This window comes from Gordonia malaquae NBRC 108250 (assembly GCF_000344135.1).
Lineage (GTDB): Bacteria > Actinomycetota > Actinomycetes > Mycobacteriales > Mycobacteriaceae > Gordonia > Gordonia malaquae.
In genome coordinates this window covers 1-25,729 of the sequence record NZ_BAOP01000022.1, presented here as the reverse complement: position 1 = coordinate 25,729, position 25,729 = coordinate 1, and the positions used below count along the sequence as shown (strand labels likewise).

Annotated in this window: 31 protein-coding genes and 1 pseudogene; 15 read left to right on the top strand and 17 right to left on the bottom strand. The window is 65.5% G+C overall.

Translation table 11 applies throughout. From position 1 onward, the window contains the following. Positions 1-138 precede the first annotated feature (138 nt). The 4 genes from GM1_RS14850 to GM1_RS14835 are packed head-to-tail and all read right to left on the bottom strand — an operon-like array spanning position 139 to position 1,497. Positions 139-687 (bottom strand): antirestriction protein ArdA, encoded by a 549-nt coding sequence (locus tag GM1_RS14850; RefSeq protein ID WP_008380117.1) that lies wholly within the window; start codon positions 685-687, stop codon positions 139-141. Then, entirely contained in the window at positions 684-857 is a 174-nt protein-coding gene (locus GM1_RS14845; protein WP_157436052.1) for a hypothetical protein, read from the bottom strand. The genes GM1_RS14850 and GM1_RS14845 overlap by 4 nt, the downstream gene beginning before the upstream one ends. A 2-nt stretch (positions 858-859) precedes the next feature. Continuing rightward, positions 860-1,234 (bottom strand): hypothetical protein, encoded by a 375-nt coding sequence (locus tag GM1_RS14840; RefSeq protein ID WP_008380113.1) that lies wholly within the window; start codon positions 1,232-1,234, stop codon positions 860-862. Between the two features lie 5 nt (positions 1,235-1,239). Then, positions 1,240-1,497, bottom strand: coding sequence for a hypothetical protein (locus GM1_RS14835; RefSeq protein ID WP_157436050.1), 258 nt, complete (start codon positions 1,495-1,497; stop codon positions 1,240-1,242). Between the two features lie 157 nt (positions 1,498-1,654). Here GM1_RS14835 and GM1_RS21980 point away from each other — a divergent pair. The 5 genes and pseudogenes from GM1_RS21980 to GM1_RS14815 all read left to right on the top strand — a co-directional run. Beyond that, positions 1,655-1,792 (top strand): annotated as a pseudogene (locus GM1_RS21980) (DUF4244 domain-containing protein); the annotation flags it as partial. A 1-nt stretch (position 1,793) separates the two neighbouring features. Further along, a complete protein-coding gene (locus GM1_RS14830; RefSeq protein WP_008380110.1) occupies positions 1,794-2,156 on the top strand; it encodes a TadE family type IV pilus minor pilin in 363 nt (120 codons plus the stop codon). Further along, positions 2,140-2,496, top strand: a complete 357-nt coding sequence (locus GM1_RS14825; RefSeq protein ID WP_040520297.1) for an Rv3654c family TadE-like protein — start codon at positions 2,140-2,142, stop codon at positions 2,494-2,496. Before GM1_RS14830 ends, GM1_RS14825 begins: the two co-directional genes overlap by 17 nt. Before the next feature lie 55 nt (positions 2,497-2,551). Then, positions 2,552-2,785, top strand: a complete 234-nt coding sequence (locus tag GM1_RS14820; protein ID WP_040520280.1) for a type II toxin-antitoxin system Phd/YefM family antitoxin — start codon at positions 2,552-2,554, stop codon at positions 2,783-2,785. Further along, positions 2,782-3,180, top strand: a complete 399-nt coding sequence (locus GM1_RS14815; protein WP_008380104.1) for a type II toxin-antitoxin system VapC family toxin — start codon at positions 2,782-2,784, stop codon at positions 3,178-3,180. Before GM1_RS14820 ends, GM1_RS14815 begins: the two co-directional genes overlap by 4 nt. A 3-nt stretch (positions 3,181-3,183) precedes the next feature. Here the strand turns inward: GM1_RS14815 and sftH are convergent, their stop codons facing one another. After that, positions 3,184-5,520 carry a DEAD/DEAH box helicase gene (gene sftH, locus GM1_RS14810; RefSeq protein ID WP_008380103.1) on the bottom strand — a complete coding sequence of 779 codons (2,337 nt, stop codon included), beginning with the start codon at positions 5,518-5,520 and terminating at the stop codon, positions 3,184-3,186. Positions 5,521-5,753: 233 nt separating this feature from the next. Between sftH and GM1_RS14805 the strand changes: the two genes are divergently transcribed. Together GM1_RS14805 and GM1_RS14800 are read left to right on the top strand one after the other, a co-directional pair. Next, positions 5,754-5,957, top strand: coding sequence for a cold-shock protein (locus GM1_RS14805; protein WP_008380101.1), 204 nt, complete (start codon positions 5,754-5,756; stop codon positions 5,955-5,957). Between the two features lie 102 nt (positions 5,958-6,059). Beyond that, complete coding sequence (locus GM1_RS14800) at positions 6,060-6,635, top strand: hypothetical protein (RefSeq protein ID WP_040520295.1); 576 nt, start codon at positions 6,060-6,062, stop codon at positions 6,633-6,635. A gap of 6 nt (positions 6,636-6,641) precedes the next feature. Here the strand turns inward: GM1_RS14800 and GM1_RS14795 are convergent, their stop codons facing one another. The 4 genes from GM1_RS14795 to GM1_RS22355 form a co-directional block, all read right to left on the bottom strand. Then, complete coding sequence (locus GM1_RS14795) at positions 6,642-7,256, bottom strand: hypothetical protein (RefSeq protein ID WP_008380098.1); 615 nt, start codon at positions 7,254-7,256, stop codon at positions 6,642-6,644. A 17-nt stretch (positions 7,257-7,273) separates the two neighbouring features. Continuing rightward, positions 7,274-8,185 (bottom strand): nuclease-related domain-containing protein, encoded by a 912-nt coding sequence (locus tag GM1_RS14790; protein WP_008380097.1) that lies wholly within the window; start codon positions 8,183-8,185, stop codon positions 7,274-7,276. 245 nt (positions 8,186-8,430) lie between these two features. Continuing rightward, the gene (locus GM1_RS21635; RefSeq protein WP_157436048.1) at positions 8,431-9,672 is read right to left on the bottom strand and encodes an LppP/LprE family lipoprotein; all 1,242 of its coding nucleotides are present in this window, start codon (positions 9,670-9,672) and stop codon (positions 8,431-8,433) included. After that, on the bottom strand, positions 9,669-10,055 hold the full coding sequence (locus GM1_RS22355) for a hypothetical protein (RefSeq protein WP_008380093.1): 387 nt from the start codon (positions 10,053-10,055) through the stop codon (positions 9,669-9,671). The genes GM1_RS21635 and GM1_RS22355 overlap by 4 nt, the downstream gene beginning before the upstream one ends. A 146-nt stretch (positions 10,056-10,201) precedes the next feature. On the opposite strand from GM1_RS22355, the gene GM1_RS14775 reads away from it, so the two are divergent. Then, entirely contained in the window at positions 10,202-10,501 is a 300-nt protein-coding gene (locus GM1_RS14775; RefSeq protein ID WP_217997952.1) for a helix-turn-helix transcriptional regulator, read from the top strand. 132 nt (positions 10,502-10,633) lie between these two features. Continuing rightward, positions 10,634-13,681 carry a type I DNA topoisomerase gene (gene topA / locus GM1_RS14770; RefSeq protein ID WP_008380089.1) on the top strand — a complete coding sequence of 1,016 codons (3,048 nt, stop codon included), beginning with the start codon at positions 10,634-10,636 and terminating at the stop codon, positions 13,679-13,681. A gap of 195 nt (positions 13,682-13,876) precedes the next feature. Here topA and GM1_RS14765 read toward each other — a convergent pair whose 3' ends face one another. Continuing rightward, positions 13,877-15,439, bottom strand: a complete 1,563-nt coding sequence (locus tag GM1_RS14765; protein ID WP_008380087.1) for an adenylate/guanylate cyclase domain-containing protein — start codon at positions 15,437-15,439, stop codon at positions 13,877-13,879. Between the two features lie 83 nt (positions 15,440-15,522). On the opposite strand from GM1_RS14765, the gene GM1_RS14760 reads away from it, so the two are divergent. Beyond that, positions 15,523-16,794: a DNA polymerase III subunit delta' gene (locus GM1_RS14760; protein WP_040520277.1), complete on the top strand. Its 1,272-nt coding sequence runs from the start codon at positions 15,523-15,525 to the stop codon at positions 16,792-16,794. Between the two features lie 8 nt (positions 16,795-16,802). Here GM1_RS14760 and GM1_RS22620 read toward each other — a convergent pair whose 3' ends face one another. Continuing rightward, a complete protein-coding gene (locus GM1_RS22620; RefSeq protein ID WP_169332786.1) occupies positions 16,803-16,943 on the bottom strand; it encodes a hypothetical protein in 141 nt (46 codons plus the stop codon). A gap of 70 nt (positions 16,944-17,013) precedes the next feature. Here GM1_RS22620 and GM1_RS14755 point away from each other — a divergent pair, with 70 nt between their 5' ends. Beyond that, positions 17,014-17,445, top strand: a complete 432-nt coding sequence (locus tag GM1_RS14755; RefSeq protein ID WP_223291309.1) for a fluoride efflux transporter FluC — start codon at positions 17,014-17,016, stop codon at positions 17,443-17,445. Continuing rightward, positions 17,442-17,798, top strand: a complete 357-nt coding sequence (locus GM1_RS14750) for a fluoride efflux transporter FluC (protein WP_008380083.1) — start codon at positions 17,442-17,444, stop codon at positions 17,796-17,798. The genes GM1_RS14755 and GM1_RS14750 overlap by 4 nt, the downstream gene beginning before the upstream one ends. A 59-nt stretch (positions 17,799-17,857) precedes the next feature. On the opposite strand, the gene GM1_RS14745 is transcribed toward GM1_RS14750, so the two are convergent. Then, a complete protein-coding gene (locus GM1_RS14745; protein WP_008380081.1) occupies positions 17,858-19,093 on the bottom strand; it encodes a PucR family transcriptional regulator in 1,236 nt (411 codons plus the stop codon). Between the two features lie 146 nt (positions 19,094-19,239). On the opposite strand from GM1_RS14745, the gene GM1_RS14740 reads away from it, so the two are divergent. Next, positions 19,240-20,403 carry a lipase family protein gene (locus GM1_RS14740; RefSeq protein ID WP_008380080.1) on the top strand — a complete coding sequence of 388 codons (1,164 nt, stop codon included), beginning with the start codon at positions 19,240-19,242 and terminating at the stop codon, positions 20,401-20,403. Then, the gene (locus tag GM1_RS14735) at positions 20,403-21,413 is read left to right on the top strand and encodes an esterase/lipase family protein (protein ID WP_157436046.1); all 1,011 of its coding nucleotides are present in this window, start codon (positions 20,403-20,405) and stop codon (positions 21,411-21,413) included. Before GM1_RS14740 ends, GM1_RS14735 begins: the two co-directional genes overlap by 1 nt. Here the strand turns inward: GM1_RS14735 and GM1_RS14730 are convergent. The 4 genes from GM1_RS14730 to GM1_RS14715 form a co-directional block, all read right to left on the bottom strand. Next, positions 21,403-21,930: a TetR/AcrR family transcriptional regulator gene (locus GM1_RS14730; RefSeq protein WP_008380076.1), complete on the bottom strand. Its 528-nt coding sequence runs from the start codon at positions 21,928-21,930 to the stop codon at positions 21,403-21,405. The genes GM1_RS14735 and GM1_RS14730 overlap by 11 nt on opposite strands. Beyond that, entirely contained in the window at positions 21,927-23,141 is a 1,215-nt protein-coding gene (locus GM1_RS14725; protein ID WP_008380074.1) for a cytochrome P450, read from the bottom strand. The genes GM1_RS14730 and GM1_RS14725 overlap by 4 nt, the downstream gene beginning before the upstream one ends. 51 nt (positions 23,142-23,192) lie before the next feature. After that, positions 23,193-23,645 (bottom strand): excalibur calcium-binding domain-containing protein, encoded by a 453-nt coding sequence (locus tag GM1_RS14720; protein WP_052005428.1) that lies wholly within the window; start codon positions 23,643-23,645, stop codon positions 23,193-23,195. Positions 23,646-23,735: 90 nt separating this feature from the next. After that, positions 23,736-24,170, bottom strand: a complete 435-nt coding sequence (locus tag GM1_RS14715; protein WP_008380070.1) for a hypothetical protein — start codon at positions 24,168-24,170, stop codon at positions 23,736-23,738. A 229-nt stretch (positions 24,171-24,399) separates the two neighbouring features. Between GM1_RS14715 and GM1_RS21630 the strand changes: the two genes are divergently transcribed. After that, entirely contained in the window at positions 24,400-24,786 is a 387-nt protein-coding gene (locus GM1_RS21630) for a hypothetical protein (protein ID WP_052005427.1), read from the top strand. 615 nt (positions 24,787-25,401) lie between these two features. Here GM1_RS21630 and GM1_RS14705 read toward each other — a convergent pair. Beyond that, positions 25,402-25,729: hypothetical protein (locus GM1_RS14705; protein WP_008380065.1), on the bottom strand; the 328-nt coding region annotated here is incomplete at its 5' end.

The window sequence follows — 25,729 nt, the reverse complement described above, 5'->3', positions numbered from 1 at the left end:
TGTACCCTAGTGCCGAGGTACGACAGTTCAGCGAGCGCAGACGGTCGTGATCCCCAGCTCGTCGAGCAGTTCCCAGTTGCTGGCAGCGGCGCCGCCTGCGGGCGGCGCCTCTGCTGCTGTCTGCGGGGGTGCGGCTGCTCAGAGCGACCGGAAGATGTAGACGCCGCCATCGGGGGCCTCGGCGGTGCTGTGATCCATCTTGAGATCCCTGATCCAGGCGTCCCAGTGGAAGTAGCGCTCGATCTCCTCGGGGACGTCGCGCAGGAGCCCGATGTCATCAGCGAGGCCGAAGGCATAGTCGCGGAACGAGTCCCAGTGCCCGCAGTAGCGGTCGGTGAAGTCACTCAGCACCGGCAGGTCGGTGTCTCCCTCGGCGATGTAGTCGCCGGTGCGGACCCACGCGGCGACTGCTGGCCAGCTCTCGCCGGCCTCGGTGAAGACCTCGCCCCACTCGGCGGCTTCGAGCAAACCCATCTCGCGGCGGACGGGCAGGCCGTCGATGTCGAGGCACCACAGTTCCTCGCAGCCCTCGGCGGCGGTGTTCACCCCGGAGCCGCGGTGCACCGCGGCCAGGTCTACGTCGGCAGCCTCGGTGACGCCGAACCAGTGGCCTACGAGTCGACCGGAGTTGTAGCAGTTCAGGCAGCCGGCCCATACCTGGGGCTCGGCGATGACGGTGGTGGTCATGGGTGCGCTCCTATCTCATCGAGGAAAGTGGTTGCGGCAGCGGCGATCTGCTCGGTCAGGTCGGTGACGGATTCGTCGTAGTGGGACCAGTCGGACGGGTCCTGGTTGGCGGCGGTGAAGCGGTCGCGGGCGGCGACCGCGTCACGCAGGGCCGCGAGGGCAGACGTCACGGTCATTCCCACGGCAATGCCTGGATCAGTGCGTCGGCGCTGATGGTCTCGCCCGTGACCAGACGGTGTTCTTCGACCCCGGCCTCTATCTGGCCGACGTTGGCCACGTAGGCGCGGCCGCGGCGTCCGGCTACTCCGTCGGTGAGGACAATCCTGGTGCCGTCGGTCAGGTCGATGCCCATGAACGCCAAGGCGTCACGAGCGGTCTGCTGCGCCTGGCCGGGGCTGTACAGGTAGTCGTCGTGGTCCGGGGCCAGATTGTGGACCCGGTTGTACCGGCGGGCGACGTCGGCGCGGTCCAGAGTCCTGGCCCGCTCGGGGACGAGGCCAGCGGCCACCTGGCGCTGTACCCACGGATCGGTGATGGTGTCCGTCACGTCTGTCAGCCCTCGGCGCTCGCGGTCAGGCTGACCAGGTGGGCGAACTCGGCTGGCGCACTGAGGATCTCGACCTCGTATATCGCGGGCACATCGGCGTACTGCGGGCCCTCGCCCGTGAACGACAGGAGCTGGTCCTGGGCCCAGTCGTCGAGGTCGTCGCTCGGCGGTGGCGGTACCTCGACGGCGAGGACGTGGGTGAAGACTGCGCCTGTGGCGTAGCTGTTCTCGGTGCGGATCTTGAGTGCAATGATTTCTGACAACTGGACCTCCTGTTGATTCAAAGAGGTCTTGGCGGTGGCTCTGCCGCCGGTGCCTACTAGAGTGTTGAACGTGCTGCGAAGACCCATGCTGGTCGCCGCTACGGAACGGACTGATCGGACCGTTTAGAAAAACCGCAGGTCACGATTGGTGTAAAGCGCCACATTCGAATACGCCATCGGCACGATTGCGGCTGCGGCGTTCGGGGCGATCCTGTACACGGTTGTGACCGGCGACAACGTCGTCACCGCGCTGACCGGGATCATCTCGAAAGCGCTCAGCACATCGGTCGGTTGACGTGCTGAGTCGTCTGTTCGTCGACGAGCGCGGAATGGTGACTGTCGAGGCGGCCTTCGCGTTGGCGGCGATAGCCGCGTTCCTGCTTGTGGGGATCGGTGCGGTCGCGGGGGTGGCGACGCAGATCCGGTGCACGGACGCCGCGCGTGAAGTCGCCAGGCTCACCGCGGCAGGCGATGCGGCGGCTGAATCGGTCGGGCGCCGAGTCGCTCCCCGAGGTGCGTCCGTCGCGGTGGTGACGTCGGGGGAGACGGTCACCGTCACGGTGTCGGCTGATGTTCCACTGGTCCCGATGCTGACGGTGTCGGCGCGGGCTGTCGCAGCCGTTGAGCCTGCGGGTGCTGCCGATGCGTCGGCGGAATGACGAGGGCTTCTCCACCATCACCGGTGCTGCGGTGATCGCGGCTCTCGCCAGTGTGCTTGTCGGGGTGCTGTACGTCGGAGTGGCGGTGGTCGCCCGTCACCGGGCACAGAGTGCGGCCGATCTCGGAGCGCTCGCCGCCGCGTCTGCGCACGTTCTCGGCGACGACGGGTGTGCCGCCGCGAAAGAGCTGCTCGCCTCAGCGGACGGCCGCCCGCGGATCACGTCGTGCACGGTGGACGGACAGGACGTCGTCCTTCGAGTTGCGGTCTCGGTTCGGCTCGGCGGGCTCGGGGTTCGGGACGCGGTCGCTGCGGCCCGTGCGGGGCCGGTGGAGGAGTGACGCCTGGGCGAAAATTGACTATTGGCAATAGTCAGTTCATGGGTACGATTGGAGAATGAACGTGATGAGCAGCACCGATGCGAAGGCGCGACTGAACGCTGTGCTCGCCGAAGTCGAGCGGACGGGTGTTCCTGTGACGATCACGAACCACGGCAGGCCGGTCGCTGTCTTGTCGCCTGTCACTCCTGCAACGCGGCAGTTCGGGCAGTTCCCGGGGATGGTCGTGCCCGACGATTTCGATGCTCCGCTGCCCGACAGTGAACTCGGTGCGTGGGAGGGCGACGCGTGACATCGATCCTGCTCGACACGAACGCGCTGCTGTGGTTATTGACCGAGCCGAGCAGGCTGAACAGCGCGGCGCTGGCCGTGATCAGTGATCCGGCGACGGAGGTCTACGTGTCGTCTGCGTCTGCCTGGGAAGTGGCGACGAAGGCCAGGTTGGGAAAACTGGATGCCGGCCCCCTGCTTGCGACATGGCCGGAGACGCTCGCGGCGATGTCCGCTGTTGATCTGCCGGTCGACGCGAGCGATGCCATCCTCGCGGGCACGCTGGACTGGGATCATCGAGATCCGTTCGACCGGATGATCGTCGCCCAGGCCGCCCGGCGTGGTCTGACGATCGCGACGAGCGACAAGGTGATGATCGACGCCGTTCACACCCGAACGTTGGATACGCGCGGTTGACCGTCAACTCCCGTACAACCGCCCGAGAAGGCGGAGGAGCTTGATGGCGTGTTCTTTGTCGAGCGGTTCGTTTCCGTTGCCGCACTTCGGCGATTGCACACACGACGGGCAGCCGAAGTCGCACGCGCAGGATGAGACGGCGACATCGGTCGCGGAGATCCAATCCGCGAACGCGTGATAGCCGCGCTCGGCGAATCCTGCGCCTCCGGGGAAGCCGTCGTAGACGAACACCGTGGGCAGCGCGGTCTGCGGATGCACGTCGGTCGACAGTCCGCCGATGTCCCAGCGGTCGCACGTCGCGACCAGCCCCAGCATTCCGATGGCCGCGTGTTCGGCGGCGTGAAGAGCGCCGGGGAACTTGTCGGGTGTGATCCCGGCGTCGACCATGGTGTCCGGCTCGAGGGTGTACATGACGGCCCTCGTCGGAAGGCTCTCCTCCGGTAGATCGAGCGCGACCTGGTCGAGGATCTCGCCCGACAGTGCCTTCCGAAGGAAGCCGACCACCTGGCTCGTCACGGTCACCTCGACGAAGGCGACGGTCAACGGTCCGAACGAGCGCTGCTCGACGACCCGGTCGATCACCACGTCGCTCACCTCGCGCGGGGACGTGGTCCAGTCCGGCTCCTCCGGGTGAGCTAGAGCGAGGCCGTCGTCGAGATCGAGTTCGTCGACCACGAAGCTCTCGCCCTGATGCAGATAGACGGCACCGGGGAAGACGGACGTCTTCGCACGCGAGGAGTCGACGGTCCCGAGGAGGCGGGAGGTTGTCGCGTCGACGATCAGCACTTGCCCGCCGATCCCGCCGCGGATGTCGATGTCGCCGTGGGGATCCAGGCCGGGCGCGGGGTACCACCCGGCTTTCCGTCGCTTGAGCTGCCCGTCGACGACGAGTTCGTCGATCACGCCGACGGCATGCCACGCCTCGGCCTCGTCAGGCGTGATCGGGAACTCGGTTGCGGCGCACAGCAGGTGTGGGCCGAGGACGTACGGGTTGGTCGGGTCGGTGACCGTCGCCTCGACGGGCCGCTCCAGCAGAGCTTCGGGATGGTGGACGAGGTAGGTGTCGAGCGGATCGTCGCGCGCGATCATCACCACGAGCGATCCTTCGCCGCGTCGTCCGGCGCGCCCGGCCTGCTGCCAGAACGATGCGACAGTTCCGGGGTAACCGGCGACGACGACGGCGTCGAGGCCGCTGATGTCGACGCCGAGTTCCAAAGCGTTGGTGGTGGCGACGCCGAGCAGTTCACCGTCGGACAGCGCACGTTCCAGCTTGCGGCGATCGTCGGCGAGGTAGCCGGCGCGATACGCGGCTACGCGATCGACGAGTTCGGGCGCTGACTCCGCGAGCAACTGCTTGGCCTTGACCGCCGTCACTTCGACCCCACGGCGGGACCGTACGAAACACAGGGTCCGGGCGCCTTCGATGACGAAGTCTGCGAGCAGTCGTGCCGCCTCAGCGCCCGCGGCGCGACGGACGGGTGCCCCGTTCTCTCCGGTCGTCGGATCCTCTCCGCCGGAGCCCTCGAGGAATCCCGGCTCCCACATGGCGACGGTCCGCTCACCGTGCGGCGACGTGTCGTCCGTGACGGCCACGACGTCCTCGCCGATGAGCCGCGACAACGCCTGTGCGGGATTCGACACCGTCGCCGACGCCCCGATGACCACGGGATCCGCGCCGTAGCGACGGGCGATGCGAAGCGTGCGTTGCAGGACCAGCGCAGTGTGCGACCCGAACACGCCACGATAGTGGTGGCACTCGTCGACGACGATGTACTTGAGCTTGCTGAAGAACTGCCGCCACTTGGGGTGCGAGGAGCAGATGCCGACGTGGAGCATGTCGGGGTTGGTGAAGATCCACCGTGAATGCTGTCGCGCCCACTGGCGCAGCTCGGAGTCGGTGTCGCCGTCGTACGCGCACGGCTGCAGGTGCGCGAAGGCCGACCGCCCGGTGATCAATTGGGCCGTCGCCCGCAGCTGATCGCTGCCCAACGCCTTCGTGGGGGAGAGGTAGAGCGCGGTCGCGTTGGGATCCTCGGCGAACGTGGTGAGGATCGGCAACTGGTAGGCGAGTGACTTGCCCGACGCGGTGCCGGTGCAGACGCACACGTGGCGTCCCTCGCGCGCATGATTCGCCGCGGCGATCTGGTGACGCCACGGCGTCCGGACGCCGCGCTCGACGAACGCCTCCCGGACCTGCGGATGGACCCACTCCGGCCACTCGTCGAATTGTGCTGTCCGCGTGGGGATCACGGCCATGTGAGTGAGGGGTGACGTCTCGTCGGACGGTGTTCCGGCGAGGGTGCGACCGAGCAGTTCGCTGCCGTACGTCGCGTGTTGCATCGCCCTCGCTCCAGGTTCTTCTCGATCGTCGTGCGCTAAAAGTATCGCGCCGCCCCGAAACGTGATTAGCTAGTCCTGGTCGCACACTTCGCTTCGATGGCGAAGGTAGTTGCGAGCGTGGTACTTGCAGTCGGTTCCATCGCCAATAGGCGGGGCTAGTTGAGGTATGGCGGTCGGAACAGGCCCCCGTCGGGACGTTCCGTGACGGGAAGCAAAAGTTAGGAATGCAGTAAATGGCACAGGGCACTGTGAAGTGGTTCAACGCGGAGAAGGGCTTCGGCTTCATCGCGCCTGACGAGGGCAATGACGACGTGTTCGTTCATTACTCGGAGATCCAGGGCAACGGCTTCAAAACCCTCGAAGAGAACCAGCGCGTGGAGTTCGAGGTCGGCCAGGGCACCAAGGGCCCGCAGGCCACCGGCGTTCGCGCAGTCTGATTTGACCCGCCCCTCGGGGCGACACCAGACACTTAGACACAACTCCCGGTTCCGCTTCGGCGGGGCCGGGAGTTGTGCGCTGTGCACTATAAGATCAACGGTGTGAGCCAGATGTCGTTGTTCTCCGCAGACACGGAAGATCCTGTGATCGACGATCTTGCGGGTCTCCTTGCGGCACAAGGACAGTCGGTCCACACGTCGCTCGGCGCGCGGGTATCCGTCGTCGTCGGTGAGCAGTGGCGGGCAGACGAGATCGCCGCCGACATCATGGCCACCGGTCTCGATGCCGAAACCCTCACGTCCGAGGAGGGATCGCCGATCGCACGCACCGAAGCGAACCCCCGGATCACTGCACTGCACCGCCGCTGGTCCTCTGGCGCGGTGAAAGCGGTCCCGGAGGGGTGGACGCCCAGCCCACGCGCACTACGCCTCTGGGTCCTCGCGGCCGGACGCTTCGACGGCGTCCACTACGTCCTTGGGCTCGACCCCAGCGCCCCCGACACACACGCTCCGCTCGCGACGTCGCTCATGCGCGTCGGCATAGCCCCGACCCTCGTCGGCGTCCGCGGAAACAACCCCGCCCTGCGGGTGTCGGGACACAAGCGACTCTCTCGCCTAGCCGAGACTGTCGGCGGGGTGCCCCTCGAAGCTCCGGGCGGGGTGTGGCCGGAGGGCTGAACTGCCCTAGTCGTCCGGGAACAGTTCGCGAAGGATCGTGCGAAGTCGAGTGCTGACAATGGACTCGATCGGAACGCAGTCGACGTGGGCAAGGTCTGGCAGCGTGTGATGGCCGCGGTGATCTGCTGTCACGGCGGAGATGTGCCTCGTGACACCCGACAGATAGGCCCGGGTCTCAGGAGGTTGCCATCGCGGTCGATCAGCCTGATCGAGCGGGTAGAAGCCCAGTTCGGTTCGGGAGTGCTGCCGAAGTGCTTCGAATCCGGCTGCGGCGACATCGACCTCGGCGCCGGATCCTTTCGACAAGGCTGTGAGCTGTTCCAACAGCGGGCCGTGGGTCGTCACCCAGTCGTCGACGATGTCGTCGACGGCAGCCGTCCACAGCGCGTCGACTGCTGCAGCGAACCGTACCTGCGTTCCTGCAGTGAACTTCCAGGCGTGGAATGCCGCTCCTTCATCGGTCTCCAGCCATTCGTCGAAGTCGGAAGCGACTGGCGCAGGTTTGACGAGCGAGATCGATGACGGTTGGGCCGGTGATGCTTCCGATAGGGGATGTGGCGCCGGAGTGTTCGCTTTCGCGGAACGGATCGCGGCATCGAGACTCCGCTGCATCGAGTTCATGAGTGGGTGCCTTCCATTCAGCCGAAGCGCAGGGTGCGCGAACGTGTTGCGACCTCGTGCATCGGCGGGCCGGACTCGTTCCTCCCCGCTGCATGGTTCTGCAGAAAGCCGTTGACAACTTGAGCCTCGGTGACGATGACCGGGATATCATCTCGTTCGCCGTCGAGAATGACACCGGATCGCCTGACCTTGCCGCCGACCACGGCGATGATGATGCCGTCGACGTCGCAGCCGATCTGGCTCGCCTCCCAGCGGGTGATGCGTGCGGCGTTCTGCTTGTACTCCGCGCCTGCGATACCGTCGTTCTCCACCTTGGTGTACCCGCGCCAGTGCTTGGCGTCGACCATCCAGACGCCGGCCGGGCCGGTGACGATGTGGTCGATGTTCGCTCGGACCCGACCACGTCCGTCAAGGATTTCGATGTCGTGCGCGACTTCGTAGCCCTCCGGAAGTTGCTCGAGCAGTTCGCCGACGATCACCTCACCCTTTGCGCCGCGCCACCACTGCGCCTCCTCCTCGTTCGCAGGTGCGTTGCTGTCATCGGCGAGCATTGCGACCGCTGAATCGTAGTCGAAGGTCGGCGCTGGCCCAGCGTCGTCCGTGACGTACGCAAACGTCGTTGTCGGTGGCGTCTTCTCGCTGACGAAACCCTTGGCGGCCTTGATGAACGGAGTAATGAAGATCATGCGGAGTGCAATGAGCCCGGCTGGAACCATCGCAAGGGCGAGTGCTAGACCGAGTACGAGGAAGAACAGGTTTCCAATGATGCTGCGGTCACGCCCGCCGACGACCATGCCTTGAATCACCGTGGTGAACCACAAGACAAAGCTGAACAGAACCACACCGAGAACGAAGGTTCCGGCGGCTGCGATGAAATGAGTTCGGATCTCATCTCGGCGGGTGGTCCCGCCGGTCTGGGAGACGATCACTCGTCGGATTCTGTCGGGAACCGAATCGCTGACGTTCAGCGCCTTTCGGAATGCTCCTTCGGCGGGCCTTCGAGACCCGTACCGCGCAGCAGAACCTGTTGTTTCGTCCATGACTTCTGAATGCTCCTCAGTGGGGGCGGTGCGGCGATGCCGAGAGAATCGAAACGAGGGCGGGTACGACAACAAAGGGCGTGGGGTCTGGTGCTGACGTGTCTTCCGCAGCGGTCGTCTCCATGCCGAGGTCCTTATGGCGCGCAGCCGGCGAGTTGCGTGAGTCGGGCGGGGACGTCACCGGTCTTGACGACCTTCGATCCGTCCCACCGGAAGGTCAGGGTGGCCCGTCCGGTCATCCCGGCGTTCGTATCGCCTTCGTTCGGGTATCGGTAAGTAACGGTCACGGTGTCGTCGCCAGAAGAGGTGACGTCCTTGATCGGCGGGAAGCACGTCGATGCAGGTCCGACGAACTTGCCCTTGTTGAAGAGCAGGATCGCAACCGGACTCGAGTTGGTCGCCATCTCGATCGTCGTAGTGGCGAAGCTCAAGGTCTTGCATGGATCGAGGCTGGACACGTCCGCGTTGTCCGCCTGCCATTGCCACCCGTTCTTGGTGGAGAGTCCGAGGACCGCGGTGCGTACCGCATCCGACATGTCCTTGCTCGAGTCGCATGATGTCGTGGTCGCTGCTGAGGTCGTGGCACCAGTGAGCGACTTGATACGGACGTCCTTGCACTTGAAATGCGTCTGGCCGATCGACATATCGGTGATCTCGGACGGGGTGACTGTCCTTCGTCCGCTGACGACCCATTCGCTTGCCTCGCCTGCGCCGGTGCTCGTTTCGGAGACGAAATCGATCACGTGTCCCTGTTTCGGAGTCGGCATCTCCGTGCTTCCGAGGCTGAGTCCGCCGTCGCGACACATCGCCCGAGCCAGAATTCCCTCACCGGGAAACACCCAGAACGATGATCCGAGGTTCATCTGGTACGTGTCGCCGGGTGCGCCGACGCTGATGAGTTCACCGTTTCGGAACGTGAAGACCTGAAACACCGAATTGGAACCCATCATTCCAATCGGCACGACGATCTCGGCCCCTGGACGACCATCGAGTTCGTAGTAGGCGATGCCGTCGGCGATCTCAGATGACGACTTCGGCCTAGTGAGACGGACGCTCGCGGGTGCGATCTCCGGGCTTACGTACGTCTCTGTCGGCGTCGTCAGCGTGACGAGCTTCGTCCCGATCGGATGCAGGCTGAGCGACGCGGGCTCGCCCGAGCCGTCCATGTCGACAACGGCGAGGGGAGTGCACGCGCCGTTGCGATTTGGCGGGCACGGGTCCGGTGCTGCGGCCGCGCTCGTTGTGTCCGACGCGGTGCCCGTAGCGGTTGCTTGTGGTGAACTCGGGTCGTGGCTGCTGTCGTCGCCGCAAGCGGTGAGCCCAGCGCCGACGAGAAGAACGCAGGCCAGGACAGCGCCGATCCGTGTGCGGGTCATCGCGGCGTCAGGCGAACGGTGCCCGAGGGGATGCCGAAGGTGTACGAGGGCCCCGAGTAGCGGCCGCCGGCCTTTCGGTTGAAGACGAAGCGCGAACCGAAGCCTGGATCGGTGTAGCCGCCGGTGCGGGTCGGCACGATGCGGAACCGAACAGTTGCTGCACCGCGGTTGTTGGGCTTGAGGGTCATGACGTTTCCGCGGACCCATGCCTTGCCGGTCACCTTCGAGTACGGTCCCCAGTTCTGGACCTGCGCCCACGTGTAGGTTCCGCCGGCAATGCCGTATCGAGCCGCTTCGGCGTCTGTCGCCCCGAGCGTCATGCCAGTGCCGGCGGCCGCGGCGACCAGGGTCGCCGCCACCGCTCGCTTGAGTGCTGTCTTCATGTTTCCCCTCCGATGTGCCCGCGTCTGCGCCAATCGCCTGAAGCGGACGTCACGCGTCAACCTAACATAGAATGTCTAAACCGATATTGGGTTGTCATGTTCGACAGAGGGATGATCGATGAATGTCCTTGAGGGGAGCGGATTACGTGCAGCGCTCTGAGGCGATCTGCCGAATCCTCAAGTCCTACCGCGTGCTCAGCGGTCTCACGCAGGACGAACTCGCTGAGCGGCTCGGCGTCGTCCAGTCGTTGGTGTCCAAAGTGGAGTCGCGCGAACGCAGACTCGACCTCATCGAACTCCAGGAGTACCTCCGCCCGCTAGGCCGGACCGTTCAGGATGTACTCGCAGATCTGGAGCGGATTGCGCCCGTTCGTCCCGCGGAGACCGTCGAGGAACTCGCCCGCGACCGGATCGAAGCGGCGCTCGAAACCGATATCCGACGCTGACGACCTGTACTGCAGCGTACGTCGGGAACAATCGTGACCTTCGACCCGTTAGGCGGGGTGGAGTGCAGAACACCCCGTATATAAGGTACAACGGCATTCGAACAGCGAAATTTTCTAAGCGAAGGGCACGGTGTGGCCACCACAGGCAGTGCGTCCCCCGCCACTCGGCGACTCGTGATCGTGGAGTCCCCGACCAAGGCGCGCAAGATCCAGGGATACCTCGGGTCGAACTACGTCGTCGAGTCGTCGCGTGGGCACATCCGTGACCTCCCCCGTGGTGCCGCCGACGTGCCGGCCAAGTACAAGGGGCAACCGTGGGCCCGACTCGGCGTCAACGTCGACGACCGCTTCGAGCCGCTGTACGTGGTCTCCGCCGACAAGAAGTCGACCGTGTCGGAGCTCCGCGCACTGATGCGCGACGTCGACGAGCTCTACCTCGCGACGGACGGTGACCGCGAGGGGGAGGCCATCGCCTGGCACCTCCTCGAGACCCTGAAGCCGAAGATCCCCGTCAAGCGGATGGTGTTCCACGAGATCACCGAGTCGGCGATCCTCGCCGCCGCCGAGAACCCGCGCGAACTCGACATGCCGATGGTCGACGCGCAGGAGACCCGCCGCATCCTCGACCGCCTGTACGGCTACGAGGTGTCGCCGGTCCTGTGGAAGAAGGTCATGCCGAAGCTGTCGGCAGGCCGCGTGCAGTCGGTCGCGACGCGCATCATCGTCGAGCGCGAACGCGAGCGCATGGCGTTCGTGTCGGCCGACTACTGGGACATCGCCGCCACGATGGACGCAGGCGAGAACGCCGCGCCGCGCACCTTCAGTTCGCGCCTGGTCAACATCAACGACGACCGTGTGGCCACCGGCCGCGACTTCGGGTCCGACGGCAAGCTGAAGAAGGCCTCCGGCGTCACGGTGCTCGACGGCGCCCGCGCCAACGCGCTGTCCGCCGCCCTCGACGGCACCGCGCTCGCGGTCACGTCGGTGGAGGAGAAGCCGTACACCCGTCGGCCGTACGCGCCGTTCATGACGTCGACCCTCCAGCAGGAGGCCGGCCGGAAACTCCGCTTCACGTCCGACCGCACCATGCGCATCGCGCAGCGGCTGTATGAGAACGGCTACATCACGTACATGCGTACCGACTCGACCACGCTGTCGGAGTCGGCCATCACCGCAGCCCGTGCTCAGGCCCGGGACCTGTACGGCGACAAGTTCGTCCACGCCACCCCGCGTCAGTACAACCGCAAGGTGAAGAACGCGCAGGAGGCGCACGAGGCGATCCGCCCGGCGGGCGAGACCTTCCGCACCCCCGGGCAGGTGGCTTCGGCGCTCGACACCGATGAGTTCCGTCTCTACGAACTGATCTGGCAGCGCACCGTCGCGTCGCAGATGGCAGACGCCAAGGGCACCACGATGAGCCTCAAGATCGGTGGACGAGCGTCGACCGGCGAGCAGGTCACGTTCGCATCGTCCGGCCGCACCATCACGTTCCCCGGCTTCCTGTCGGCGTACGTCGAGACCGTCGACGAGCTTGCGGGCGGCCAGGCGGACGACGCCGAGAGTCGACTCCCGAACCTCGTCGAAGGCCAGTCGCTCACCGCGACGTCGCTCGTCGCCGACGGCCACTCGACCAACCCGCCCGCCCGCTACACCGAAGCGTCGCTGGTCAAGGTCCTCGAAGAGCTCGGCATCGGCCGTCCGTCGACGTACGCGTCGATCATCGGAACCATCCAGGACCGCGGCTACGTGGTGAAGAAGGGCAACGCCCTCGTCCCGTCGTGGGTGGCGTTCGCCGTCGTCGGACTGCTCGAGAGCTACTTCAACAGTCTCGTCGACTACGACTTCACCGCCTCACTGGAAGACGATCTCGACCAGATCGCATCCGGCCAGGAAGACCGCACCCGCTGGCTCACCGAGTTCTACTTCGGTGACGAAGAGGGCGCGTCGAAGGACGAGGACGCTGCGGGCGCGATCGCCCGCCTCGGTGGCCTCAAGAAGCTCGTCGGTGTGAACCTCGAGGGCATCGACGCTCGCGAAGTGAACTCGATCAAGCTGTTCGACGATTCCGAAGGCCGTCCGGTGTTCGTCCGCGTCGGCCGGTACGGACCGTACTTGGAACGCAACGTCGCAGGTCCGGATGCCGAACCCGATCTGCAGCGCGCGAACCTGCCCACCGACATGACGCCCGACGAGCTGACCCTCGCCGTCGCCGAGAAGCTCTTCGAGACGCCTCAGGACGGACGGGAACTGGGCGTCGACCCGGTGACCGGGCACCGCATCGTCGCCAAGGAGGGCCGCTTCGGCCCGTACGTCACCGAGGTCCTCCCCGACGACGAGGAGCCTGACGACGGAGCACCCGTCCCGACCATCCCCGCCGGTCCCACCCCGCGTGACGGAGGCGAGCTGCCCACCGGCGACGCCGTCGTCGCACTCGACGAGGTCCCCTCAGGCGGTGTCGCGACCGTGACGTCGACGGCGAAGAAGGTCGCCAAGAAGACCGCGAAGAAGACTGCCAAGAAGGCTGCGCCCAAGCCGCGCACCGGTTCGCTGTTCAAGACGATGGACATCGCATCCGTCACGCTCGAGGACGCACTCAAACTGCTGTCCCTGCCGCGCGTGGTCGGCGTCGACCCCGCGACGAACGAGGAGATCACCGCGCAGAACGGCCGCTACGGCCCGTATCTGAAGAAGGGCACCGACTCGCGGTCGCTGACCAGCGAAGCCCAGCTCTTCGACGTGACGCTCGACGAGGCGATCAAGATCTACGCCGAACCCAAGCGCCGCGGCCGGGCCGCAGCAGCTCCGCCGCTGCGTGAACTCGGCAAGAACGACGACGTCAGCGGCGCACCCATGGTCATCAAGGACGGTCGCTTCGGCCCGTACGTGACCGACGGCGAGACGAACGCCAGCCTCCGCAAGGGCGACGAAGTCGCCACCATCACCCCGGAACGGGCGATGGAGTTGCTCGCCGACCGCCGCGCCCGCGGACCGGCGAAGAAGACTGCCAAGAAGACCGCCAAGAAGACGACGGCGAAGAAGACTGCCGCCAAGAAGACCACGGCGGCTAAGAAGACGACCGCGGCGAAGAAGACCACGGCGGCCAAGAAGACGACTGCGGCAGCTAAGAAGACTGCTGCGGCTAAGAAGACCGCTGCCAAGAAGGCTGCTCCGGAGGCTTAGCTTCCTACCGCGGCCTTTCGTCAAAGACGCTGGGGACGACAGCGGGTGGCCTCCATCCGCTCCCTTCGTCGACATCCCGCTCCTCTCGGCTACATCCGCTCCCTTCCCGGAGGGAGCGGATGTAGCTGGAGGGAGCGGATTGCTTCTTTGGGGAGCGGATGTCGCTGTAAGCAGCGTCTTTGCTGTGAACCGGACTCAGGCTTCAGGAACAGTGGGCGTCGTGACGTCGATGTCGGGGCGGGCCAGGAGGGTCTCGATGCCTCGACCGCGGAGTTCGACGCCTTCGCCGATGGCCCAGTGGGCGGCCTCGTCGTCGCCGGCGAGGAAGACGGCTCGCGCCGATCCGAGGACGCGTGTCTGCTCATCCTTGGCCAGTTCGGTGAGGCGGGCGGCTTCGTTCACCGGGTCGCCGATCACCGTGTACTCGAGACGCTCCTCGGCGCCGATGTGGCCGGCGACTGCCTTGCCCGCGGAGACGCCGATGCCCATGTCGACGTCGCCGAGACGCTTGTCGAGCTGGACACGCAGGTCACGGGCGGCGGCGAGAGCGGCCCCCGCGAAGTCGTCCTGATCCAAAGGCGCACCGAAGATCGCGAGAGCAGCGTCGCCCTGGAACTTGTTGACGAACCCGCCGTGACGGCCGACCACCTCGACGACGATCTGGAAGAACTCGTTGAGGAGCATCACCACCTCGCGCGGCGGGCGGTTCACCGCCAGGCGCGTCGAGCCGACGATGTCCACGAACAGCACGCCGACGTAGCGCTCCTCGCCGCCGAGCTCAGTTCCCGTCTCGATGGCGCGGCGGGCGACGTCCTCGCCGACGTAGCGGCCGAACAGGTTCCGCAGTTCCTGGCGCTCCCGAAGGTCGGACACCATCTCGTTGAAACCCGACTGCAGTGCGCCGAGGTCGTTGCCGTCGTACACCTTGACTGCCACGTTCAGGTTGCCGGCGCGGACCTGCGCCAACGCCACCCGGAGCTGTTTGATGGGGTCGGTGATCGACCCGACGAGGCGGGAGATCGCAAGGAGACCGAACACGATCGACGCGCCGGCCAGCCACAGGATCGGCCGCAGCAGACCGCTCGGATCGGTGTCGATGAAGTGGTAGTGCTGCAGGACGATGAGGGCGCCGATCACCAGCATCGGAACGCCGACGGTCACCGCCCAGAACACCGAGATGCGGGCGGTGATGCCGGGCGCGTTGGTGGAGTCCGGATCGTTAGCCATCGCGGTCACCGTGATGGGACGCAGGACGCGCTCAGACTGCATGAACGACAGAACGCCGGTCACCAGGGCTCCGACAAGGCTCGCCAACGCGACCAGAATCGCGTCCTTGGCCGAGGTGGTGCGCCAGTTGATGATCGAGAGGAAGATGCCGCCGACCGTCCACAGGCCGAGTGTGGTCAGGGTCAGGAGGCTCGGCAACTGGAGAGCTCGTTTGCGAGCCGCCGCGTCGTCGAGCCGTGACCTGCGACGATGCCATATCAGGACCGGCATGCTGAGCGCCACCGTGGCGTACATGCCGACGAGGACCGCGACCACGAGATAGATCGCGAACGCGACCTGGTTGTAGGCGTCCGCGTCGCCGATGGAGAAGGCGTCTGCGGGTGGCATGCCGAAGCGGAGGAAAGCGAACGTGAAGAGTGCGCCGACGAGATTGGCTCGAAGGAGATCGAGGGCAAGGACAGGCCAGGGCGTGTGTGCCAGCCAGCGCAGGGTCTGCGCCGGCTTGGCGAGGCCGAACCGTCTTGCTACCACGAGTCCACGGTACCGGGGTGCTTGCAATTGTTAAACGGGTTGCGGGTCATCGGTCGTCTGAACTGGGGATTAGGCTTGCCGGTGTGACAAATGTCTTTGATCGATTGATCGGGCAGGACACCCTCGCCGCCGAACTCCGAGCCGCGGCAACGTCTGCGCGCCTGGTCGCGGCACGTCTGGAGGAGGCCGCAGACGGCGCGGTCTCGATGTTCGAGGGCGACCCGGTCGACGAACTCCCGGTGGGCGTCCGCGAGTCGATGACCCACTCCTGGCTGTTCACCGGACCCGCAGGCAGTGGCAGGTCGATCGCTGCGACCGCGTTCGCCGCCGCCCTGCAGTGCCAGTCGGACGTGGTGGGCTGCGGTGAGTGCCGGGCGTGCACGACGGTCATGTCTGGATCGCACGGCGACGTCCGCCACATCGTTCCCGACGGTCTGACGATCTCGGTCAAGCAGATCCGTGAGATCGTCTCGATGGCCGCGCGACGCCCGACCACCGGGCGGTGGCAGATCGTGGTTGTCGAAGACGCTGATCGTCTCACCGAACAGGGTGCCAACGCGCTGCTCAAGGCGGTGGAAGAGCCGCCGGACCGCACGATCTTCCTGCTGTGCGCGCCGTCGGTGTCCCCGGACGACATCGCGATCACCCTTCGATCCAGGTGCAGGCACGTCGCGCTGACCGCGCCGACGAGCAGTGAGATCGCACGTGTTCTGATGGAACGGGACGGCATCGACGCCGAACCCGCGCGGTGGGCGGCGTCGGTGTCCGGCGGACACGTCGGCCGGGCGAAGCGACTCGCGACCGATCCGATCGCACGTGCGCAGCGCGATCAGGCGTTGAGCCTTGCCCGCGCGGCTACTCGGGATTCGACGGCGTACTCTGCGGCCGACAAGTTGGTGAAGACAGCGGCTGAAGCGGCGGCAGCGATCAGCGACGAGATCGACGCGGCCGAAACAGAAGAACTCATGACGGCGCTGGGGGCCGGCGGAACCGGCAAAGGCACGGCGCGGCCGCCTCGAGGGACCGCGGGCGCGGTCAAGGAGTTGGAGAAGCAGCAGAAGTCGCGACGGACCCGCGTGATGCGTGACGTTCTGGACCGGGCGCTCGTCGACCTGGCGGCACTGTTCCGCGATGCGCTCGCCGTCTCCCTGGGGGCGCGTGTCACGCTGATGCACCCCGACAAGGAGCACGACGTGGTGGCGCCCATGGCCGACTACGCCACGCCCGACAAGCTTCTACGCTGCATCGAAGCAGTGCTGGAATGCCGCGAAGTGCTGGAGATGAACGTGAAGCCGAAGTTCGCGGTCGGCGCGATGGTCGTCAAACTCGGCGACCAACTCGCCACCCGCCGCTAGGGCTTCTCCTAGGCGTTCTCTGTAGGCTTGTCGTCGTGGTCGGCCAGGATGTCGTCGCCGCCCGCGCCCTCGAGGACGGTGAGCTCGTTGTCGACCGCTGCCGAGATCTCTTCCACCTTGTGCTTGATCTTGTCGATGAACTCAGACATGGCGGGCTCCTCGGGCCGGTGTGGTCGATGTCCTGTCAACTATAGGTCGGATCGCCCGTAGTCTGGCTGAGTGACCGAGCAGCGCAGCCGACCAGGTGTCGGCGACATCTTGTCGGTTTTCGCGGGGGGCGTGGTCGGGACTGCAGCGCGGTGGGCTGCCGAGGAGCAGTGGCCCGCAGACTCGGGGCAGTGGCCGGTGGGGACGTTCCTGGTCAACATCGTCGGTGCGTTTGTGCTCGGCGCGCTGCTCGAAGGGCTGGTGCGACGGGGCCCGGACGTCGGGCGGCGTCGCCGGATCAGGCTGACCGCGGGCACCGGATTCTGCGGAGCATTCACCACGTACAGCGCGTTCTCGCTGGAGATCAGCCTGCTGGGCAAGGACGGGCATCCTGCGATCGCGGTCGTCTACGCCCTCGTCAGCGTGATCGTCGGTGTGCTGGCCGCCGCGGCAGGCGTGTGGGCGGCCCGCCGCAGCGTGCACATGGCCGGTGATCACGCATGATCCCGATACTCACCTTTCTCGCCGGTGCGGTCGGCGCCGTACTGAGGTTCCTCGTCGACGACGCCTGTCGCCGTCGGTGGCCGGGAGCCTTCCCCGGCCCCACCTTCGCCATCAACGTGACGGGTTCGCTCGCCATGGGATTGATCGCGGGCATGGTGATGTTCCACGGCGCCGATCACGACTGGCAGACGGTGATCGGCACAGGGTTCCTCGGCGGGTACACGACGTTCTCGACGTCGGTCCTGGAGACAGTCCGCACCGGCGGTCGGCGGGGGCTCGTGTACGCAGTGCTGACTCTCGGCGGGTCGGTCGGTGCGTGTGCAGTCGGGCTGGCCGTCACTTACGTCGGGTGAACCCTGAGCGTGTTGGTCGTGATGTCTCGCTGCTGGACGAGACGCGAACCGGCGTCTGCTCACGGTGTCTCGACGACACTAGGTGAGTCCTGTGCCTTCGAGATGGTCAGTGCCGCGGCGAGCATTCGTGACTCGTACGGATCGGCGGGGTCGAGCCCGGTCAGTTCGGCGACGCGACGCAACCGGTAAGTGAAGGTGTTCGGATGCACGAAGAGTTGGCTCGCGGCTTCCTTCCGATTCGTGCCGTGTGTGAGATGGGCTTGCAGTGATTCGAGGAGGTGCGCCTGACTGAACAGAGGCGCGACGCGGTCCGCGAGCCGGTCACGGGCCGCGCTTGGACGGGTGATCTGGTACTCGAGCAGCAGATCGTCGAGTTCGTAAGCGCCGCTTGGTCGTCGAAGTGCGCTGGCCAGTCGTGCCAGTTCGCGGCCGTCGTCAACAGCGGCCGGGATCTGCTCAGGCGTGACACCGGTCGCGACGATGACGTGCACCGCTGCGTCGAACTCATCCGTGAGGCGCGATGTCAGTGCGCTCCATCTATCCCGGTCGGTGATGTCGTCGGTCGACGCCTCCGGGATGAGCGCAGTCCCGACTGCTCCGTCGAAGACGGCAAGGGTGGTGCTCGAGGTCAGGTCGTCGAGCACATGTTGCAGCAGTCGCATCCGCCTGCGGGAGATGAGGTGAGCCGCGCTCACCGGGCTCGGGTCGACGTCTACTCGAAGCGACAGTACGAGGTACCGATCAGCGATCGAGGCGTCGGCACGGGCGGCGAGTCCTGCGGCCGCTCGTCCGTCGATCAACGCGGCGCACAACTCGCGTCGCGCTTCGCGTTCCGCATGGTAGATCGACTGTTCCACCTCCGTGTACGCGGCGACAGCCGTCAATGTGAGGCTCGCGAGCAAGTTCAGCATTCGCTTGCCCATATCGAGCATCTGGTCCATCTCGGAGTCGTCGGCTATCGCCGCTGCCTCGGCGAGAAGGACCTGCGCGGACGCGTGCATGCCGGTGAGCAACATGTGGAGGGGCAGGCGGTCTTCGGCGTGCTTGGCGGCGACAGGTTCCGCGAAGACGCGGACTTCGTCATACGTCAGATCGCGACCGGACGAGATCGCTTCGAACAGCGCGTAGCCGCACAAGGTGATCGCGGGGAGGACGTCGGCGTTGAAATGATCGTCGGGAACACCGTCGGGCATGGCCGCTGCGAGGCCGTCGGTGAGCAGTTTTCCTGCGATCGTCTCCCACTGGTCTCGCATGCGTGACAGCAGAGGTGACAGTCCTTCGGTGGCGTCGGTCATCAGGACATACTGCTCGACACTCCGTTCGTATGTGCCATCGGATTGTCGATTCGGTGAGGAATTGGTTCCGGGCACAAATTCTGAGCGGATAGTTCTCGTGTGCGTGCAGTGACGGCCGGGCCGGATCGAACCTAGCGTTGGATCTTGTGAATTCGACGATCCGACCACCCGACGATGATGGCTTCTACCTGCCGGTCGCCGACATGGCCGCGCGGCAGCCGGGAGGCGTGCTCGCCGAACGACGGGTGACGCCCGCAGCTTTCGGGCGACTCCCGATGTCTGTCGATGCATGGCAGCTGCAGTATCGGACCACGGATCTGACGGGTGCGCCGGAAGCGGCGACGACCACGGTCCTCTTTCCTCGTGGTGACCACCGGGGCCTCCTCTCGTTCCAATGCGCGATCGACGCGGTGACACCGCGATGCTCGCCGTCGTATGCGCTTCGTCTCGGAGCCAGGGCCGCGGGCAGCCTCGCCCAATTGGAGTTCGGTCAGGTCGTCGCGGCTCTTCGACGTGGCTGGGTGGTGTCGATACCGGACCACTGTGGCTTCGAGGGTCGGCTCGGCGCAGCTCGCGAGCCGGGATATCGCGTGCTCGACGGCGTGCGAGCCGCGCGTAGGTTCGGGATGGACCGCGGAACGTTCGGTCTCGACGTCGGGCTGTGGGGCTACTCGGGTGGAGGTCTCGCGACATTATGGGCCGCTGAGGTCGCGGCCGACTACGCGTCCGAACTCCCGATGATCGGCGCGGTTGCCGGGTCCCCCGTCGGGGACCCGGCGAACGCCCTGCGCAGGCTGTCGTCGGGTCGGTTCGCGGGATTTCCGATCATGTTCATCGCCGGGCTGCGCCGGGCATACCCGCAGGTTGATGATGTGCTCGTCGACCACGCGGACGCTCGACTACGTGCTGCCGTCGACACGGCGGAGCGGTTCACGACGGTGCCGTTGCTCATCCGACTACGTGGGATGGACCTCGGAGCACATCTGCGCGACGGTGTCGACGGACTGCTCGCCGACCCCCGCCTGGCGTCGGTTCTCGCCGATATCCGGCCGGGCGGCAGTGCGTCGGCGATGCCGCTGCTCATTCAGCAGGGGATGCGAGACGAGGTGATCTCAGTGTCCGACGTCGACGATCTCGTCGATCGCTACCGAAGTGTCGGGACGACGGTCGACTACCGCCGATTGCCGTACGGCGCGCACCTCCCGCTCGAGTTCTGGACGGCGCGTAGCGCATTGGACTGGTTGCAGGAGCAGCCGAACGCGAAGGTTGAGGGCCTGTCGCGAACTGGAAAGAGGGATGTTCTGACGTGATGAGAACGATGTCGAGGCGGTGGGTTGTCGCGATTCTGGGCGCTATTGCCGCAGCGTCCGTGTGCGCGTCGGCCACTGTGCAGGCCGCGCCGAAGACGCTGCAGGCGATCGGTGGCACCGCGGACGTGGGGCCACGTCAGCCAGGGTTCTGGGCGGGTTACCTCTACGCCCAACTGCACCCGAACTCTGCCCCTCCTGGCGCGAACGACTTCGGATGCACGCCGAAGGAAGGGGAGAACCCGGTGGTCCTCGTCCACGGCACCTACGAGGACGCATACGACAATTGGGCGGGAATCGCACCCGAGCTCGCAGAGTCCGGGCGATGCGTGTTCGCGCCCAACTACGGCCGGACCGATCTCGTCGACAAGGGTGGGGTGGTCACGATTCTGCCTGCCGCGAACGGTGTCGCGAGCATTGCGCAGTCGGCGACACAGCTGGGTCGCTACATCGACCGGGTCCGCGCGGCCACCGGATCGGCGAAGGTCGACGTGGTGTCACATTCGCAGGGCGGGGTTGTGGTCCGCCAGTGGATGAAGGCGGACGGGGGCGCCGATGTGTCGAATCCCGAGAACAACAAGATCGGCAAGCTCGTGATGCTCGCCGCACCCAACCACGGGACCACGCTCGACGGCCTCGCCTGGATCGGCCGCCAGATCAATAGCGCAGGACTCGACATAATGGGGTTCTACGCGTGGCTGTACGGTGCCGGTCCCATCGATCAGTCCGTCGGGTCGCCGTTCATCAAACGGCTCAACAGCGGCCGGATGACCTACCCCGGAGTGGAGTACACAAACATTGCCAGTCGGTTCGACGAGGTCGTCACGCCGTATACCTCCGCGTTCATCCGCAGTGCTGGAGTCCGCAACATCACCATCCAGGACGGCTGCTCGAAAGACCTGTCGGATCACCTCACGATGGTCTACTCACCACGCATGATCTCCCTCGTCGAGGGCGCTCTCGGCGGCGTCACCAACCCGGTCTGCGCTCAGCACGGTTGGCTCATCGGCTGAGCGTCGGTGTCACAAAACGCTGAATCATCGTCCTCTCCTCGTCTTCCGAGGAGGGGACGATCAGCAGTGAGACGATCACGCGGACGATCCACGCCGCAGCGATCGGATCCTGCGTGAACGCCGTCGTGATCGCCCCGACGGAGTCCGACGACAGCGCGAGCTCACTGGTCAGCCCGGCGCCCGCAGAGGTGAACCAGGCGGTCAGCGCGGGATCGGAGCGGACCTCGGCGAGGGCGATCAAGACTGCCTCGGTGATTCGTTCAGTTCGGTCGTCGATTCCTGCCAAGCGGGTCTCGATCGTTGAGGAGATCTCCCCCGCGACCTGTGCGATGTACGCCAGCTGCAGGGCGGTCCGGCTGTCGAAATGCCGATACAGCGTCGCGCGCGAACAGCCGGCCGCTGCTGCGATGTCCGACATCGACACGTCGCCCCCGTGCTCGGCGAACTGTTCGGCAGCCACCTGCAGGATGCGGTCACGCGCGGCGGAGCGTCGTGCGCCGGTCCACTCGGAGGTCATGCGGTGAAGGGTACTGACAACGGACGACGCACGTAGTTGCCCGGCGCCCAGACGATCCCGTCCACATCCACCTCGAAGTCTGGGCAGCGATGCAAGAGCTCAGTGAGAGCGACGGTGGCCTGCATGCGAGCGGCCGCCGCGCCGAGGCAATGATGCGAGCCGTGGCTGAAGGTGAGCAGGCCGGGCGGATCTCGCCGGACGTCGAGTTGGTCGGCGTCCGGACCGTGGAGACGCTCGTCGCGATTGGCGGAGGCGTAGCAGAGCAGGACCTTTCGGCCCTCCGGGATCGTCGCCGTGGGGTAGTCGACGTCGCGGGTCGTGGTCCGCGCGAGGCCCTGAACTGGGGAGGTCAGTCGCAGCAACTCGGTGACTGCAGTCCCGATGAGTTCCGGTTCGTCGATCAGGATCTGACGTTGGTCCCGATGCTCGGTGAGCAGGGCCGCTGAACCACCGAGCATGCCCGTCGTGGTGTCATTCCCGCCCGCGACCATCGTGAATGCGAACGCGAGCACCGACAGCAGGCCCGCCGAGTCAGTGGCGATTCCCGCGTCGACGAGGTGGGAGACGGTGTCGTCGCCCGGGTGCTTGCGGCGGTGTTCGATGAGTTCGGCGAAGTACGACGTGAGTTCGAGGACGGCGTCGGCGGCCGAGGTCATCGCTGCACCGAGATCGGCACCGGGGTTGGCGGCGACGATCGCGTCGGTCCACGCATCGAACCGCGCGCGGTCTTCCTCCGGCACGCCGAGGTAGTGGGCGACGACCATGCTCGGCAGCGGTTTGAACAGTTCCGCGGCGATGTCGCCGGAGCCTTCGGCGCGGAGGCGTTCGATTCGCTCGACCACGAAGTCGCGCACGAGCGGTTCAAGCGTCACGACCTGGCGCGGAGTGAACCCGCGCGACACCAGCTTGCGGAAGTCGGTGTGCACCGGCGGGTCCTGCATCACCATCGGAGGGTTGTCGGCGAGCCCGATCTTCTGTAGTTCGCCGTACGTCACGGTCAGTCCCTGCGCGGACGAGAACGTCTGCCAGTCCTTTGCTGCCGCCATCACATCAGCGTGGCGGGTCAACACCCAGAAGTCGTCGGACGGCCGATCGGCGGGAACCACATTGTGGACGGGGTCGTCTGCCCGCAGGCGTGAGTACATCGTGAACGGGTCCCGCCACGTGTCATCGGAGCGGAGTGAATAGCCCTGCGACGAATCCATCAACATGTGTTGATAATGAGACAGACGAGGAAAAGTGTCAACCTTCGAGTCTTGGGGCTACTCGCACGCGACTCCGTCGCCGTCGCGGTCGAGTTTGCTGCGATATCCGGGTTGACCTTGGAGAAGCGGCGCCGCGCCCGCTGCTCGAGCTTCACCGCAGTTGGCGTACGAAGCGTCCGACTCGGTTGTCGGGGCCGGTCGTGGTGTTCGGGTCCGACGAGGGACTGCCGCGCGCACGCGGGGCGACTCCTCCGTTGTCGTCCTCGGCTTTCGCGGCTCCCGTGTGGTCGTCCGCTTCACTGGCTGCTCGGACGTTGTCGGAGTCGCGGTGACAGTCGTCGTCTCCGTGAGAACCTCGGTCTGTGTGATCGTCGTCGGTGGGCTGGCCATCGGCGCGGGGCTGCTCACCGCTGCGCCGATCCCGCACGATCCGAGCAGTGCTATCAAGCCGCCGACGCCGATCACTGCCGAACGCTTCGGATTTCGGAGGACCGTCTCACGCACACTCATGCCTTCGACGGTCCGCTACTTGTCCTGGTTGTGGTCCGTGCTCGCCAGAAATCGTCCGAGCGGCCGACTGTCGTCGAGTGCGGTCCGGTGTCAGCAGCTGTCGTTCGACCACTGTCCGTCGACGAAGGTCCAGGTCTTAGGTGCGTTCGAGCCCTTGCCATCCGATGCCCGTGTCACGACTGACGCGGAGTCGTCGTCCACGGTGATGACATACGTGGGCTCGCCCGAGAAGTCGCGGCCGGACTCGGGGCCGTATTCGGCCTTGAGTGCTGCTTCGACGTCGGTGCGGTTGTGCTTCGTCTGGCAGCGAGGGGACAGGTAGTCGTATCCCTTGGCCCACTGCCCGCCCTGGATGACGATGCGATAGACGTCGTCGAGCCGCGCTCGCAATGCGTTCTCGGTGCCGGAGGCGTCTGCTTGCGCCGTGGTGCTCAAGGCCGGCGCGGCCTCTTGCTCGGTGCCGCAAGCGGAGAGTGCAAGCACAAGGGCTGCACCGACGGCGGTGATCGCGTGAAGTGGCCTCATGGTTCCGGCTTTCTCAGGCGATGTCGTCGCGGGCGAGGATCGATCGTCAGGCAGTCGGCTGTTCGCGTGCGGACATCGGTGGATGTGATCGGCGGTGACTATACCGTCTGATCTGCGGCCGGGTGGTTCGACAATGGCCGCGTGGCACACCCCGACCCTCAGCAAGGACCGCGAGTGACCGGCGCGTGGTCGGTGTGGGCTGCGGAGCAGGCCCAGGCTGACAGCGTCTTTGATCTCGTTGCTGACTCATCGACAACGGCGCCGCGTTGATCGCCGTGGCAGTCACCGGCATCACCGCGATCGTGGTCGCCCGAAAGGGCGGCGTCCGGCACGAAGAGACGGTGAGCAGGTCGAGGAGCAGGCGAAGACGATCCGGGAGATCTGGGAGTCGACGGTCAACTCGCATCAGCGGCCGATGCGGTACGACCTCGACGACGTGTCCGACGCCGTCGGCGACGTCAGGGCGCTCGTCGAGACGATCGGTGCGGAGGTCCGGGAGGATCGGGTGGCGAGGCGTGCGGGAGATCAGGCGCTCCCGGCTCGGCTCGACGAGCTCGCAGTCCGTCTGGATCGTCAGGATGCGATCGCGGCGAAGCATCACTCGGAGGATCAGTAGCGTCTCGCCGCTGTCGTGAACTGAAAAGCGCCCCAACCTCTTCGGAGGGTGGGGCGCCTTTCCTGCGTATGGGTGTTGGGGCGGTTGATCGTCTATTCGACTGCCTCAACTTGTGCCAGAGTATTGATTATCTCTCGCCTGGCACAAACACGCCGATCACGTCACTTTCACAGCCAGTCGCGTCCTTAATGTGCTGTCGACGTGACTTATAAGTGAACTTCTTTAGTAGAGCGAGGTCGTTCTCGCTAATCTGTTGGGGGTTCGCGACCTCGAAGACAACAGTGCCAGACGATCTCTCAGATTCACTTTTCGGGTTCATGCAGACTGCAGTGATAATAGTCGGCGCATTCAAGTTGACCGAAGGGTCTTGGCCAATGATTCTCGGGGGTGAGCCAAAAGGATCATTTTTTGGATACCCCAGGCGAGCCTCTGCGGTGGAGGGAGGCAAACCTACGAGGTCGAGTCCTGTGACGGTTTCGCCCTGAACGCGCGAGGGAAGGGGTTCGGCCGCAGGTGGGTTAGGCTCCGCGGTTCGTGTGAAGTACAACGTGGTGATAAGTGCAACCGCAATCAGGGCGACCGCAGACAAAGAGAGCAGAACGGTTCTCCTCATGGCTACACGTCTTCCACATCGGCATCGAGGCCATCGATAGGGATTAAGACGATATACTGCTTTGTCGATTCCACCGTCTTGCTCTCTGTGTGATACTTCTGCACGGTAACGAGGTACTTATTGTACATGGAGTACCCGACCATTCGTTGCCCAGGTTTCAGTTTGCTGGTATCGAGCCCCATTGAGCTGGAGTACTGGACTTCCTGGGACATAGACTGCCCATACTTGGCCGATATTTGGGCGCTTGCCTTGGCGCCCACATCATTGCCGACTTCTCCGCCAAGCTCGCCGCCGACTTCCCAGCTCTTTGTCGAAGTCAATGTTACTGGG

What these genes read in the sequence shown, in the direction of transcription:
- GM1_RS14725 (WP_008380074.1), bottom strand. Translation starts at nt 23,141, where the DNA reads ATGTTGATGGATTCGTCGCAGGGCTATTCACTCCGCTCCGATGACACG.
- GM1_RS14745 (WP_008380081.1), bottom strand. Translation starts at nt 19,093, where the DNA reads ATGACCGACGCCACCGAAGGACTGTCACCTCTGCTGTCACGCATGCGA.
- GM1_RS22620 (WP_169332786.1), bottom strand. Translation starts at nt 16,943, where the DNA reads ATGTCTGAGTTCATCGACAAGATCAAGCACAAGGTGGAAGAGATCTCG.
- GM1_RS14805 (WP_008380101.1), top strand. Translation starts at nt 5,754, where the DNA reads ATGGCACAGGGCACTGTGAAGTGGTTCAACGCGGAGAAGGGCTTCGGC.
- GM1_RS14795 (WP_008380098.1), bottom strand. Translation starts at nt 7,256, where the DNA reads ATGAACTCGATGCAGCGGAGTCTCGATGCCGCGATCCGTTCCGCGAAA.
- GM1_RS14850 (WP_008380117.1), bottom strand. Translation starts at nt 687, where the DNA reads ATGACCACCACCGTCATCGCCGAGCCCCAGGTATGGGCCGGCTGCCTG.
- GM1_RS14715 (WP_008380070.1), bottom strand. Translation starts at nt 24,170, where the DNA reads ATGAGGCCACTTCACGCGATCACCGCCGTCGGTGCAGCCCTTGTGCTT.
- GM1_RS14730 (WP_008380076.1), bottom strand. Translation starts at nt 21,930, where the DNA reads ATGACCTCCGAGTGGACCGGCGCACGACGCTCCGCCGCGCGTGACCGC.
- GM1_RS22355 (WP_008380093.1), bottom strand. Translation starts at nt 10,055, where the DNA reads ATGAAGACAGCACTCAAGCGAGCGGTGGCGGCGACCCTGGTCGCCGCG.
- GM1_RS14735 (WP_157436046.1), top strand. Translation starts at nt 20,403, where the DNA reads ATGAGAACGATGTCGAGGCGGTGGGTTGTCGCGATTCTGGGCGCTATT.
- GM1_RS14720 (WP_052005428.1), bottom strand. Translation starts at nt 23,645, where the DNA reads ATGAGTGTGCGTGAGACGGTCCTCCGAAATCCGAAGCGTTCGGCAGTG.
- GM1_RS14820 (WP_040520280.1), top strand. Translation starts at nt 2,552, where the DNA reads ATGAACGTGATGAGCAGCACCGATGCGAAGGCGCGACTGAACGCTGTG.
- sftH (WP_008380103.1), bottom strand. Translation starts at nt 5,520, where the DNA reads ATGCAACACGCGACGTACGGCAGCGAACTGCTCGGTCGCACCCTCGCC.
- GM1_RS14825 (WP_040520297.1), top strand. Translation starts at nt 2,140, where the DNA reads ATGCGTCGGCGGAATGACGAGGGCTTCTCCACCATCACCGGTGCTGCG.
- GM1_RS14750 (WP_008380083.1), top strand. Translation starts at nt 17,442, where the DNA reads ATGATCCCGATACTCACCTTTCTCGCCGGTGCGGTCGGCGCCGTACTG.
- GM1_RS21635 (WP_157436048.1), bottom strand. Translation starts at nt 9,672, where the DNA reads ATGACCCGCACACGGATCGGCGCTGTCCTGGCCTGCGTTCTTCTCGTC.